We start from the raw sequence: 12190 nt of genomic DNA, 5'->3' as shown, positions 1-12190 counted from the left end.
CACCCCCGTGGGGGTGCTAGAGTTTCACTCGTTGCAAGGGCCTGTGGCGCAGTCCGGTAGCGCACCTCGTTCGCATCGAGGGGGCCAGGGGTTCAAATCCCCTCAGGTCCACTGCACAGCCGTTCTTGAGTTGGCTCAAGGTCGGTTGACGAGATCCCGGCGATCATCATGATCGCGCGGGATCTTCGTCGTTTCCGGGGTCTGTTCGAGGCTGTTCAGGGTGAGCGATGACGGCGATCCGCAGCCGTGGACGCGTTGCCCTGCGGCGGTGTGGTGCCGTGATCGTCGTGTGTGATGGTTCGTCCTGCGTCGGTACGACACCTCACCGCGAGCGGGAATCGGATCGCCACGACCGGAGTTGGTGAGGGAAGTCAGCCGTTCCAGGAGGGGTCATGCGAGCGATTCAGGTTTCCGAAGTGGGCGGTCCCGAGGTGCTGCGCCTGGTCGACATGGATCAACCGACGCCGGGCCCGGGCCAGGCGGTCGTGGAGGTCGCCGCGTCCGGCGTCAACTTCCTCGACGTGTACCACCGCCAGGGCCGGTACACCCTCCCGCTGCCCTTCACCCCGGGCACTGAGGGCGCGGGCACGGTCCTCGAGGTCGGACCCGGCGTCACCCACGTCGCTGTGGGAGACCGGGTCGGCTGGGTGGAGATTCCCGGCACCTATGCCGAGCGGGCCGTCGTGGACTCCTCCCGGCTCGTGCCCCTGCCCGACGGCGTCGGCTTCGAGGCCGCCGCCGCCGTGCTGCTGCAGGGCATGACGGCGCACTACCTCGTCAAGGACGCCTATCCGGTCCAGCCGGGCGACACGGTGCTCGTGCACGCTGCCGCCGGTGGCATGGGGCTTGTGCTGACCCAGCTCATCACCCATCTCGGCGGCCGAGTGATCGGCACGACCTCGACACCGGAGAAGGCCCAGCTGGCGCGGCGCGCCGGGGCCGCCGAGGTGATCCTCTACTCCGCGGTGGACGATCTCGCGGCCGAGGTGAAGCGGCTCCACGGCGGCCAGGGCCTGCCCGTCGTCTTCGACGGCGTCGGCAGGGACACCTTCGATGCGAGCCTCGCCAGCCTGCGACCCCGCGGCCACCTGGTGCTCTTCGGCGCCGCGAGTGGTGCGGTGCCGCCCTTCGACCCCATGCGGCTCGCCCAGGGCGGTTCGCTGACCCTGATCCGGCCGAGCCTCGGGCACTTCATCGCCGACCGGTCCGAGCTGCTCCGACGCGCCGCCGACGTCCTTGAATTGGTGCGCACCAAGGCGCTCGAGACCACCGTGACGGCCCGCTACCCGCTCGCCGAGGCCGCCCGGGCTCACCGCGATCTGGAGGCTCGGCGTACCACCGGCAAGCTACTCGTCATCCCCTAGGGCCACCGGCGGGATCGACTGACCTGCGGGAACGTGGCTTCCGCCAGGCGTCGATCCCGCGCAGCCGTGTCCGTACGGGGCCCGGCGGGCCTCAGTCCGGCAGGAGCGCGAGGTCGAGCGCGCGCAGGCGGGACGGGGTGGCGATCACCTCGTACGCCGTGACGCGGCCGGACTCGACGGTGACGGTCAGGGCCAGGCGCAGCCGGCCGTGGGGGGCCACGACCAGGCCGGGGCGGCCGTTGACCAGGGCCGGGGCGGCGAACCGGGCGTTGCGGGCGAGCACCACCGTCTCGCGGGCGACGGCGTCGGCGCCGCGGATCTCCGGCGGCGTGCGCGCGGGCAGCGCCGCGGCCTCGGCGCGGCGGACGACGTCGGGGGCCAGGACCGCGAGCAGGGCGGTGAGGTCGCCGCCGCGGGCCGCGCTGAGGAAGGCCTCCACGACGTCCCGGTGCCGGGCCAGCTCCGCGCCGGGCAGGGCGGGGGTGCCGCGGACCTTGTGGCGGGCGCGGCTCGCCAGCTTCTTCGTGGCGACGGTGGAGCGCTCCACGATGGGGGCGATCCGGTCGAAGGGCACCGCGAAGGTGTCGTGCAGCACGAACGCGACCCGTTCGGCGGGGCCGAGCGTGTCCAGGACCACGAGCAGGGCGCGCCCCACGGACTCGACCAGGACGGCCTCTTCCTCGGGGGTCGGCGTGGTGCGGCCGGGGACGCGGTCGAGGGCGCCTTCGTCGGACAGGAAGGCCTCGCGGCGCGACGCGCGCGTGCGCAGCATGTCGAGGCAGACGCGGGAGACGACCGTGGTCAGCCAGCCCGGCAGGTTCTCGACGCCCGTGACGTCGGTGCGGCCGAGCCGCAGCCAGGTCTCCTGCACGGCGTCGTCGGCCTCGGTGGCGGAGCCGAGCATGCGGTACGCGACGGCCCGCAGGCGGCCGCGGTGCGTCTCGAAGAGGTCCGCGAGGCCGTCCGCCTCGTGCCGCTCGTCCATCGGTCACCTTTTCCCGGGTCGCTCCGTCAGGGCCGTGACGTAGCCAACCACCTTGTGGTGACAGGAGTGAACAGACATGGATGAGGCCGTACGGACCGAGGCACCGGTGCTGCTGCACCTGGATTCGAGTGCCGACCGGAGCGACGGTTCGGTGACCCGCGCCCTCGGCGCCGCGTACGCGCGCGGCTGGCTGGCCCGGCACCCGGGCGCGGAGTACCGGTACCGGGACCTGACCGCGGAGCCCGTACCGCTCGTCGGCGAGGGGTACGTCCGGCTCGGGACACGGGCGGAGCGGCAGGGCGCGCTGCCCCTGGAGAAGGTGGCCGCGCTGGCCGAGGGGGCCGACGAGGAGCGGGAGTGGGCGGCGACGCTGCCGCTGGTCACCCAGGTGCGGGCGGCCACGACGCTGCTCGTCGGGGCTCCCATGTACAACTTCTCCGTCTCCGCCGCCCTGAAGGCCTGGATCGACCGGGTCTCCTTCCCCGGCGCGTACGCCGACCCGGACAGCGGGCGGCCGCTGCTCGCCCGGACCCGGGTGGTGGTGGCCGCCGCGTGCGGGGGCGGCTACGGTCCCGGCACCCCGCGCGAGGGGTGCGACTTCCAGCTGCCGTATCTGCGGGCGTACTTCGCGCAGCTCGGGGTGGCCGAGGAGAACCTGCGCGTGGTGCGGGCCGAGCTGACGCGGGCCGCGGACATTCCGGCGCTGGGGCGGTTCCGCGAGCTCGGGGAGCGGTCGCTCGCCGGGGCCCGCGACGCGGTGGGGGAGCTGGCGGAGTCGTTCTAGGCCGGGGAGGGCCCCGGGGCCGGGCGTCCCTCCTCCGGCTGGTCTCCGCGCGTGCCCCAATGGGGTGATCGTTACATTTGGGGCATGCGGGGCAGCTGGAGGAGGCGTGCCGGAGCCGTCGGCGGGACGGCGCTGGCCGTCGTGCTCGCCGGGGGCTGCGCGGAGCACGAGGGGCTGCACGTCGAGGGCTCCGCGCTCAAGCCGACGCGGATCAGCGGTCCGGTGTACGTCGCCGACGCGCTCGCGCGGCCCCTCCAGCGGCCCACGGCCTTCGGCGTCACCGACGACGTGGCCATGTCCTCGCTGCGCTGGAAGGACTGGGGCGGGCCCACCGCGCGGGCCACGGGGCGGCTCAGCGGCAGCTGGTGCCTGCCGGGCTGCGGCCGGGAGCCGTACGAGGCGACGCTGACGCTCAGCGGGGTCGAGCGGGAGGACTCCGCCGCCTACTACCGGCGGGCGACCGTCGAGCCCGCGAAGCCCGAGGCGCTGCCGCCCGCCGCCGTGAACGTGCAGTTCCAGGGCATCCGGCTGATGGCGCCGGACTTCTGAGGCCGGGGCGCCCATGGGACTGCGGACGAAGATCGGCCTGGCCATCGCGGGCACGGCGGCCGTCGTGTCCGTGGTGATCGGGCTGCTCGTGCACCACCGCACCGTCGAGGCGCAGTACGACAGCGCGCGCAGCCAGGCCGGGGAGCGGCTGCGGACCGCCGTGCAGGACCACGCGGCCGGGATCGACGGCGACCGCACCCTCATCGACCCGCCCGACCTGCCCAGGCCCCTGGCGCACGCGGCGCGGGCGGGCAAGTGGGGCGTGTTCCTCGACCGGAGCGGGAAGGTGCCGCAGCTCTGGGCGGCCAGCGGGTACCGCGACGAGATCGTCGCCGTGAAGTGGCCGTACCGCTGGGAGACCGAGACGGTACGCGATCTGGACCGGGTGCTGTGGGCCGCGGGCGGCATCGGCACCGCGCTCGCGTGCGTGGCCGGGCTGCTGGTCGCGACGCGCCTGGGGCGCCGGCTCACCGCGAAGGCGGACGCGGCGCAGCGGATCGCGGACGGCGATCTGACGGCCCGCCTGCCGCTGCACGGCAAGGACGAGATCACCCGGCTCGCCGCCGCCGTGAACACCATGGCGGACGCGCTCGCCGCGCGGCTGCGGGCCGAGCGGGAGGTCACCGCGAACATCGCCCACGAGCTGCGGACGCCCGTCGCGGGCATGGTCACGGCGGCGGGGCTGCTGCCGCCGGGGCGCCCCGCCGAGCTCGTACGGGAGGCCGCGGGGCGGCTGCGGGAGCTCGTCGACGACGTGATCGAGGTGGCGCGGCTCGACGCGGCGGGCGAGGAGGTCCGCACGGAGGTGTGCGGGCTCGGGGACGTGGTGCGGCGGGCCGTGGGCGGGGCGGTGGGGGACGCGGAGGGGGTGTCCGTGCGGGTGGTGCGGGACGTGGAGGTGGCGACCGACCCGCGGCGGGTCGAGCGGATCGTGGCGAACTTCGTCACCAACGCGTTGCGGCACGGGCGGGTGCCGGTGGTGGTGGCGGTGGAGGGGGGCGTGGTGTCCGTGCGGGACCAGGGGGGCGGGTTCCCGGAGGCGCTGCTCGCCGGGGGGCCGCAGCGGTTTCGTACGGGGGCGAGGGAGACGGGGCTCGGGCTCGGGCTGACCATCGCGCGGGGGCAGGCGGAGGTCTTGGGCGCCTCGGTGCGCTTCGCCAATGAGGGGGGTGGGGCGGTGGCGACCCTTGACCTCAGTGCCGCTGTGCGGGCCGCCCCGGGCGGGGGGTAGCCGCCCTGGCCCTTCCCCGGGCGGGGGCCTGGTTCCACGGTTGCCCGGCGCCCGGGTGCTGTGCCCACCCGTCCCGCCCTGCGGGACGATTGCCCACAGCGGGTGGGCGAGGGCCCCGTCAGGGGCGCGGGGAACTGCGCGACCGGCCGCGACGGACCGGCAGGCGGACGACGGCGCGGGGCGGCCCGGCACGGCCCGGCGCAGCCCGGTGTGGCCCGGCGGGTGGAGGGCCCCGTCAGGGGCGCGGGGAACTGCGCGAGCGGCCGAGACGGGCCGGTAGACGGACGACGGCCCGGCGCGGCCCGGCGTGGGCCGGGGGGCGCGGAGCTCAGCGCAAGGGCTTGGCGTAGCAGCGGCTCAGGTCGTGGAAGCGGTAGTAGCCGAAGCGCTCGCAGAGGGCGTAGCCGCTGGAGGCGTAGAGGGCGATGGCCTCGGGCTGCTTGGTGCCGGTTTCGAGGACCATGCGGGCCCGCCCCGCCGCACGGGCGTCCTCCTCCAGGGCGGCCAGGATCCGCCGGGCGAGCCCGAGGCCCCGCGCCTCGGGGACGACGTACATGCGCTTGATCTCGGCGTCGCCGTCCGCGTACCCCTCGCCGTTCGCGTCCATCACGCGCCAGCCGCCCGTCGCCACGGGCACGTCCGCGGCGTCGTACGCGATGAGGTAGAGGCCGCGCGGCGGCCGGAACATCGTCGGGTCCAGCGGCGTGACGTCGCCCTCGTCCCCGTAGCGCTCGGCGTACTCGCCCTGGACACGGTCGTTGAGCTTCACGGCGTCGGGGTGGTCGAAGGCGACCCGGCGTATGTCCATGCTATGAATCGTATCCCTATGCAGAGGTGTGGTGGCTGCGACGGTCGCCTCCAGTGTGCCGGTAGGGTGCCGGGATGCTCACTGTGACCAGCGTGAATGTGAACGGGCTGCGGGCCGCCGCCAAGAAGGGGTTCGTGGAGTGGCTCGACGGCACCGGCGCCGACGTGCTGTGCCTCCAGGAGGTGCGCGCCGAGCCGCACCAGCTGCCGGACGAGGTGCGCGCGCCCGAGGGCTGGCACGTGACGCACGCCCCGGCCGCGGCGAAGGGCCGCGCGGGCGTCTCGCTGTACTCGCGGCGGGAGCCGGAGCGCGTGCGGGTCGGCTTCGGGTCCGCCGAGTTCGACGGGAGCGGGCGCTATGTGGAGGCGGACCTGCCGGGCGTCACGGTCGCGAGCCTGTATCTGCCCTCGGGCGAGGTCGGCACCGAGCGGCAGGACGAGAAGATCCGGTTCATGGGGGAGTTCCTCGCGTATCTGAAGGACCTGAAGGCGCGGGCCGCCGCCGACGGCCGCGAGGTCCTCGTCTGCGGCGACTGGAACATCGCCCACCAGGAGGCGGACCTCAAGAACTGGCGCGGCAACAAGAAGAACTCCGGCTTCCTGCCGGAGGAGCGCGCCTGGATGTCGGAGGTGTTCGCCGAGTTCGGCGACGTCATGCGCGTCCTGCACCCGGACGTCGAGGGCCCGTACTCGTGGTGGTCCTACCGGGGCCGCGCCTTCGACAACGACTCGGGGTGGCGCATCGACTACCACGTCGCGACGCCCGGCCTCGTGGGCCGCGCGGTCAAGGGCTTCGTCGAGCGGGCCGCGACGCACGACGAGCGCTGGTCGGACCACGCCCCGGTGACCGTCGTCTACGAGTAGGCCCGGTACGAGCGGCCCGGCCCGGGAGGCCGCCTGCTTGCGCCCTCCGGGCGAACCGCCGGTGAAAGGTCCGGCGGAGGGCTGTCCCGCCTCCGTGCGGCATGGCAGATTGCGGACGCGTACACGGCGAGCGCGTCAACTGCCGGTCGGACGAGGGGGCTTCATGGCTGCTGGTCTTTCCAGACGGAGTTTTCTGATCGGGGCGGGCGCCGCGGGCGCGCTGGGCGCGGCCCCCGCCGCGGCCGGGGCCGCGCCGCGCGGGGTGCCCGCGGGCACCCCGCCCGTGCTCGTCACCGAACAGGCGAGCAAGCGCCTGCTCGTCCTCGACCCGAGGCGGCGGGAGTGGGACCCGGCCGCCGATCCGTCCGTCGTGCGCTGGCAGTTCTCGCCGCTCGGCGACCCGCGCTACGCGGACCTGCGGCCCGAGGAGAGCTGGGTCTACCCGTGCGAGGCGAGGCCGCGGCGGCTGCGGGGCCGCACGCTGGTCCTGACGACGGCGTCCTTCGGGTTCGTGGCCGCCGTGGAGCACCCGTCGGGCCGCCGCTACTGGGGGACCGCGATCGGCCCCGGCGACGACCTGTTCAACCCGCACTCCGCCGAGCTGCTGCCCGACGGCAACGTGGCGGTCGCGTGCAGCACCGGCGCGCTGGTGCGCCTGTACGCCGCCTCGTGCGGCCCCGGCGCCACGCGGTACGCGCAGGCGAGCCTCAAGGGCGCGCACGGGCTGCACTGGGACCGGGCGCGGCGCGTCCTGTGGGCGGTCGGCGACGACGAGCTGGTGACGTACGAGGTCGGCGGGGAGCCCGCGCGGCCCGCGCTCACCCGGACCTCCGCCACGCCGCTGCCGGTGGCCGTGCCGGGGCGGACGGCGGGCGGCCACGACCTGTTCCCGGTGGCGGGGCGGCCGGGGCGGCTCTGGGTGACGACCAACGCGGCGGTCTTCCAGTACGAGAAGCGGACGGGGGCCTTCGTACGCGACTACGCGGGCCACGAGCTGATCGACCGGGAGAAGGTGAAGGCGGTCGGCAACGACCCGCGCACCGGGCAGGTGCTCAGCACCGTGCCGGAGGGCGGCCTGGGGGAGACCTGGTGGACGACGCGGGTCGGCGTGCACCGGCCGAGCGGCAGCTATCACCTGGTCAACGGGGGCATCTACAAGGCGCGTTGGTGGCTGCCGAGCTGACCGGGCCGATTGGCCGCCGGGCCGGGGCGGGCGGTCTCAGGGCCGGTTCAGGCGCCGGTCGAGGGCCAGGGAGAGCTCCGCCTCCACCACGCTCTTGGCGAGCGGGCGCAGCTCGTCCGCGGTGACCTCCGGGTGCTCGGCGGCGTGCTCGACGGTGAACGCGACGAACAACTCGGCCAGCGCGTCGGCGTGTTCGCGGATGCGCCGGCCCGCCTCCATGACGGACGCCAGCGGGATGCCCTTGCGCACCAGGGCGGCCGAGGCGTCGAGCAGGCGGTTGCTGACGTGCACGATGTCGTCGCCGTCGGTGCCCAGATAGCCGAACTCCATCGCGGCCGCCAGGTTCTCCGGGGTGACCTGGCCCGCGAAGCGGTCGGCCAGCTCCTCGGGGGTGAGGCGGACCGGGGTCTCCTCCGACGGGCCGTCGATGCCGAGGAGTTCGGCCACGTCGCGGCCCTTCTCGAAGGCCTCGGCCAGCTCGGCGATGCCCTGGAGGGTGTGGCCGCGCTCAAGGAGGGCGGCGATGGTGCGCAGGCGGGCCAGGTGGTGGTCGTCGTACCAGGCGATGCGGCCCTCGCGGCGCGGGGGCGGGATGAGGCCGCGCTCGCGGTAGAAGCGCACGGTGCGCACGGTGATCCCGGCCGCCGCGGCGAGTTCGTCCATGCGGTACTCGCGCACCGGCGGTCGGCCGTCGCCCGCGCCCGCCGCTCCTGCCGTTCCGTCCGTCACCGCGTCCGCCCCGTCTCCCGCCACAACCCGCACCCTATGCGCAGGCCCGAGCCCTACCGTCGGTAACTTTCCTCCGTCGACCCCTACCCATGAGTACGGAGCTGCTCTACGCTCCGATTGTGCCAGCGATTACTGGCAGAGTCATGGACTTCGGGAGGCGGCGGCATGGCCGAGCGCAAGCGGGTACGCGACAAGGCGCAGGAGCACGTCCGGGTGGCGGTGATCGGATCCGGGTTCGGCGGCCTCGGGGCTGCCGTGCGCCTGCGCCGCGAGGGCGTCACCGACTTCGTCGTCCTGGAGCGCGCGGGCGCGGTCGGCGGCACCTGGCGCGACAACAGCTATCCGGGCTGCGCCTGCGACGTGCCGTCCCATCTGTACTCGTTCTCCTTCGCGCCCAACCCCGACTGGCCGCGCACCTTCTCCGGCCAGGAGCACATCTGGGACTACCTGGAACGGGTCGCCGACACCTTCCGGCTGCGGCCGCACATCCGCCTCGACACCGAGGTCCGCGGGGCGCGCTGGAACGGCGAGCGGCTGCTGTGGGAGCTGGAGACCAGCCAGGGGCACCTCACCGCCGACGTCGTGGTCTCCGCCACCGGGCCGCTGTCCGACCCGAAGACGCCCGACATCCCGGGCCTCGACACCTTCCCCGGCAAGGTCTTCCACTCCGCCCGCTGGGACCACGACTACGACCTGCGCGGCAAGCGCGTAGCGATGATCGGCACCGGGGCGTCCGCGATCCAGATCGTGCCGGAGATCCAGCGCGACGTACGCCGCCTCACGCTCTTCCAGCGCACGCCGCCGTGGGTCATGCCGCGCGCGGACCGGGACATCACCGGGGCCGAGCGCTGGCTGCACCGGCAGCTGCCGTTCACCACGCAGCTGCGGCGCGGCCTGCTGTGGGGCATCCGCGAGCTCCAGGTGCAGGCGTTCACCAAGCGGCCGAACGAGCTGGGCCTGGTCGAGAGCATCGCCAAGCGGAACATGGCACGCGCCATCAAGGACCCGGAGCTGCGCGCCAAGCTGACCCCGACGTACCGCATCGGCTGCAAGCGGATCCTGCTGTCCAACAGCTACTACCCGGCGCTCGCGCAGCCGCACGTGGACGTGGTCGCGAGCGGCCTCGCGGAGGTGCGCGGCTCCACGGCCGTGGCCGCCGACGGCACCGAGGCCGAGGTCGACGCGATCGTCTTCGGCACCGGCTTCCACGTCACGGACATGCCGATCGCCGACCGCGTGGTGGGCGACGACGGCAGGACGCTCATGGAGACCTGGAAGGACGGCATGAAGGCCCTGCGCGGCGCGACCGCGGCGGGCTTCCCCAACTTCCTCACCGTCATCGGCCCGAACACGGGCCTGGGCAACTCCTCCATGATCCTCATGATCGAGTCCCAGCTGAACTACCTGGCCGACTATCTGCGGCAGTTGGACGTCCTCGGCGGCCGGGCCGCCCTCGCCGCCCGGCCGAGCGCCGTCAACGCGTGGAACCGCCGCGTCCAGGAGCGCATGAAGCGCACCGTGTGGAACACCGGCGGCTGCACCAGCTGGTACCTGGACGCCAACGGCGTCAACACGACGGTCTGGCCCGGCACCACGACGGAGTTCCGCGCGGCGACGCGCGGTGTGGACCTGAACGAGTACGAGGTGCTGCGGCCCCCGGCCCCGGTCCCCGCCGCCCGGGGCGGCCACGCGGTGGAGGTCTCCGCGTGAGGGGCCGGGGGCACGTCCTGGCCGGTCCGTTCGCGCCGCCCGTACCCGCGCGCGAGCTGAGCGCCGTGTCGGCCGACGGCACCCGGCTGCACGTCGAGGCGCACGGGCCCGACGGCGCGCCCGCCGTGGTCCTCGTCCACGGCTGGACCTGCTCGACCGCGTTCTGGGCCGCGCAGCTCCGCGCCCTGTCGGCCACGCGCCGCGTCATCGCGTACGACCAGCGCGGGCACGGACGCAGCGGAGTGCCGGTGGAGGCCGCCGGATACAGCACGCGGGCGCTCGCCGACGACTTGGAGGCCGTGCTCGCCGCGACGCTGGCGCCCGGCGAGCGGGCGGTGCTCGTCGGGCACTCCATGGGCGGCATGACGCTGATGGCGGCGGCCGCGCGGCCAGCGGTGCGCGCGCACGCGGCGGCGGCGCTGCTGTGCAGCACGGGCAGCTCGCGCCTGGTCGCGGAGTCGACGGTGCTGCCGCTGCGGGCGGGCGCGGCACGGACCCTGCTCACCCGGCGGGTGCTCGCCGCGCGGGCGCCGCTGGGCCCGGTCACACCGCTCGCCCGCAGGCTGCTCAAGTACGCGACGATGGGCCCCGGTTCGGCCCCCGAGCGGGTCGAGGCGTGCGCGCGGATCGTGCACGCGTGCCCGCGCGTGCCGCGGTACCGCTGGGCGCACGTGCTCGACGGGCTCGGGCTCGACGCCGGGCTCGCCGACCTGACGGTGCCCACGGCCGTGCTCGCCGGGACCGCGGACCGGCTGACACCCCTCGTCCACGCGCGGCGGCTCGCGGCGGCACTGCCGCACTGCACCGGCCTGACCGAGCTGGTCGGGATCGGGCACATGACACCGGTGGAGGCACCGGAGGCGGTGACGCGGGCCGTCGCGGACCTCGCCGACACCTACCTGGACGGAACGTCCGCACGACTGAAGGAGGGCGCGTGAGCAGGGTCAGCCTGGAGGGGCAGGTCGCGGTCGTCACCGGGGCGGCGCGGGGGGTCGGTGAACTCCTCGCCCGCAAGCTGTCGGCACGCGGCGCGCGCGTCGCGCTCGTCGGCCTGGAACCGGAGGAGCTGAAGCGGGTCAGCGGGCGGCTGCACACCGAGAGCGACTTCTGGTACGCGGACGTCACCGACCACGGGGCGATGGCGCGGGTGGCCGCGGAGGTCAAGGAGCGCTTCGGCAAGGCCGACGTCGTGGTCGCCAACGCGGGCGTCGCCAGCGGCGGGCCCTTCATGGACTCCGACCCCGTCGCCTGGCGACGGGTCATCGAGGTCAACCTGATCGGCAGCGCGGTGACGGCACGGGCGTTCCTGCCCGTGCTCGCCGAGAGCCGGGGCTATCTGCTGCAGATCGCCTCGCTCGCGGCGATGACTCCCGCGCCGATGATGACCGCGTACTGCGCGTCCAAGTCCGGCGTGGAGGCGTACGCGCACGCGCTGCGGGCCGAGGTCGGGTACAAGGGCGTGAAGGTGGGGGTCGGGTATCTGTCCTGGACGGACACCGACATGGTGCGGGGGGCCGACCAGGACGACGTGATGCGGGAGTTGCGGCAGCGGCTGCCGTGGCCCTCCAACAAGACCTATCCGCTGGGGCCCGCGGTCGACCGGCTCGTGGCGGGCATCGAGCGGCGCTCCGCCCATGTCTACGGGCAGTGGTGGCTGCGGGGGCTGCAGGGGGCGCGGCCCTATCTGCCCGGGATCATCGCGGGGGTCGGGCAGCGCGAGATGCGGCGTCTGGAGCCGCGGCTCGGCCAGGTGTCCAGGGGGCTGGTGGGCGCGGGCGGCACCGCCGACGAGGCCGCCCGCCCGCACTGAGGGGCCGGGCGGCGCCTGGGCCTCGGGCCCCGGTGGAGCGGCCGGGCGGCACCCCGGCTGGGCCTTGGGCCCTGGCGGAACGGCCGGGCGGCACCTCGGTGCTGTGCCCACCCGTCCCGCCCTGCGGGACGATTGCCCACAGCGGGGAGCGGGGCGGTCCCGCCCGCCCGCCCC

The 12190-nt window shown here is 74.7% G+C and carries 12 protein-coding genes and 1 tRNA gene; 10 read left to right on the top strand and 3 right to left on the bottom strand.

The window, feature by feature from the left end:
* Positions 1–37: 37 nt before the first annotated feature.
* Together C9F11_RS17605 and C9F11_RS17600 are read left to right on the top strand one after the other, a co-directional pair.
* Positions 38–111 (top strand) — tRNA-Ala (locus C9F11_RS17605).
* A gap of 281 nt (positions 112–392) precedes the next feature.
* Entirely contained in the window at positions 393–1364 is a 972-nt protein-coding gene (locus C9F11_RS17600; protein WP_138960197.1) for a quinone oxidoreductase, read from the top strand.
* 91 nt (positions 1365–1455) lie between these two features.
* Here the strand turns inward: C9F11_RS17600 and C9F11_RS17595 are convergent, their stop codons facing one another.
* Positions 1456–2349: a sigma-70 family RNA polymerase sigma factor gene (locus C9F11_RS17595; protein ID WP_138960196.1), complete on the bottom strand. Its 894-nt coding sequence runs from the start codon at positions 2347–2349 to the stop codon at positions 1456–1458.
* 76 nt (positions 2350–2425) lie between these two features.
* Here C9F11_RS17595 and C9F11_RS17590 point away from each other — a divergent pair, with 76 nt between their 5' ends.
* From C9F11_RS17590 to C9F11_RS17580, 3 genes are all read left to right on the top strand, one after another.
* Complete coding sequence (locus C9F11_RS17590; protein WP_138960195.1) at positions 2426–3133, top strand: NAD(P)H-dependent oxidoreductase; 708 nt, start codon at positions 2426–2428, stop codon at positions 3131–3133.
* Positions 3134–3217: 84 nt separating this feature from the next.
* Positions 3218–3682, top strand: coding sequence for a hypothetical protein (locus C9F11_RS17585; protein WP_138960194.1), 465 nt, complete (start codon positions 3218–3220; stop codon positions 3680–3682).
* A gap of 13 nt (positions 3683–3695) precedes the next feature.
* Positions 3696–4913: a HAMP domain-containing sensor histidine kinase gene (locus C9F11_RS17580; RefSeq protein WP_138960193.1), complete on the top strand. Its 1218-nt coding sequence runs from the start codon at positions 3696–3698 to the stop codon at positions 4911–4913.
* Positions 4914–5241: 328 nt separating this feature from the next.
* Here C9F11_RS17580 and C9F11_RS17575 read toward each other — a convergent pair whose 3' ends face one another.
* The gene (locus tag C9F11_RS17575) at positions 5242–5721 is read right to left on the bottom strand and encodes a GNAT family N-acetyltransferase (RefSeq protein ID WP_138960192.1); all 480 of its coding nucleotides are present in this window, start codon (positions 5719–5721) and stop codon (positions 5242–5244) included.
* A gap of 74 nt (positions 5722–5795) precedes the next feature.
* Between C9F11_RS17575 and C9F11_RS17570 the strand changes: the two genes are divergently transcribed.
* Positions 5796–6584, top strand: coding sequence for an exodeoxyribonuclease III (locus C9F11_RS17570; protein ID WP_138960191.1), 789 nt, complete (start codon positions 5796–5798; stop codon positions 6582–6584).
* A 163-nt stretch (positions 6585–6747) separates the two neighbouring features.
* Complete coding sequence (locus tag C9F11_RS17565) at positions 6748–7767, top strand: DUF6528 family protein (protein WP_138960190.1); 1020 nt, start codon at positions 6748–6750, stop codon at positions 7765–7767.
* A gap of 36 nt (positions 7768–7803) precedes the next feature.
* Here the strand turns inward: C9F11_RS17565 and C9F11_RS17560 are convergent, their stop codons facing one another.
* On the bottom strand, positions 7804–8430 hold the full coding sequence (locus C9F11_RS17560; RefSeq protein ID WP_138966614.1) for a MerR family transcriptional regulator: 627 nt from the start codon (positions 8428–8430) through the stop codon (positions 7804–7806).
* A 231-nt stretch (positions 8431–8661) separates the two neighbouring features.
* On the opposite strand from C9F11_RS17560, the gene C9F11_RS17555 reads away from it, so the two are divergent.
* The 3 genes from C9F11_RS17555 to C9F11_RS17545 are packed head-to-tail and all read left to right on the top strand — an operon-like array spanning position 8662 to position 12016.
* On the top strand, positions 8662–10206 hold the full coding sequence (locus C9F11_RS17555; RefSeq protein ID WP_138960189.1) for an NAD(P)/FAD-dependent oxidoreductase: 1545 nt from the start codon (positions 8662–8664) through the stop codon (positions 10204–10206).
* Positions 10203–11144, top strand: coding sequence for an alpha/beta hydrolase (locus tag C9F11_RS17550; RefSeq protein WP_138960188.1), 942 nt, complete (start codon positions 10203–10205; stop codon positions 11142–11144). Before C9F11_RS17555 ends, C9F11_RS17550 begins: the two co-directional genes overlap by 4 nt.
* Entirely contained in the window at positions 11141–12016 is an 876-nt protein-coding gene (locus C9F11_RS17545) for an SDR family oxidoreductase (RefSeq protein ID WP_138960187.1), read from the top strand. The genes C9F11_RS17550 and C9F11_RS17545 overlap by 4 nt, the downstream gene beginning before the upstream one ends.
* Positions 12017–12190: the final 174 nt, after the last annotated feature.

It is taken from the genome of Streptomyces sp. YIM 121038 (genome assembly GCF_006088715.1).
In the GTDB taxonomy this organism is placed as follows: domain Bacteria; phylum Actinomycetota; class Actinomycetes; order Streptomycetales; family Streptomycetaceae; genus Streptomyces.
This window is presented reverse-complemented; position numbering and strand designations above follow the sequence as displayed.

Coding starts and splice junctions, on each gene's coding strand:
- C9F11_RS17600 (WP_138960197.1), top strand. CDS start 393: ATGCGAGCGATTCAGGTTTCCGAAGTGGGCGGTCCCGAGGTGCTGCGC.
- C9F11_RS17595 (WP_138960196.1), bottom strand. CDS start 2,349: ATGGACGAGCGGCACGAGGCGGACGGCCTCGCGGACCTCTTCGAGACG.
- C9F11_RS17590 (WP_138960195.1), top strand. CDS start 2,426: ATGGATGAGGCCGTACGGACCGAGGCACCGGTGCTGCTGCACCTGGAT.
- C9F11_RS17585 (WP_138960194.1), top strand. CDS start 3,218: ATGCGGGGCAGCTGGAGGAGGCGTGCCGGAGCCGTCGGCGGGACGGCG.
- C9F11_RS17580 (WP_138960193.1), top strand. CDS start 3,696: ATGGGACTGCGGACGAAGATCGGCCTGGCCATCGCGGGCACGGCGGCC.
- C9F11_RS17575 (WP_138960192.1), bottom strand. CDS start 5,721: ATGGACATACGCCGGGTCGCCTTCGACCACCCCGACGCCGTGAAGCTC.
- C9F11_RS17570 (WP_138960191.1), top strand. CDS start 5,796: ATGCTCACTGTGACCAGCGTGAATGTGAACGGGCTGCGGGCCGCCGCC.
- C9F11_RS17565 (WP_138960190.1), top strand. CDS start 6,748: ATGGCTGCTGGTCTTTCCAGACGGAGTTTTCTGATCGGGGCGGGCGCC.
- C9F11_RS17560 (WP_138966614.1), bottom strand. CDS start 8,430: ATGGACGAACTCGCCGCGGCGGCCGGGATCACCGTGCGCACCGTGCGC.
- C9F11_RS17555 (WP_138960189.1), top strand. CDS start 8,662: ATGGCCGAGCGCAAGCGGGTACGCGACAAGGCGCAGGAGCACGTCCGG.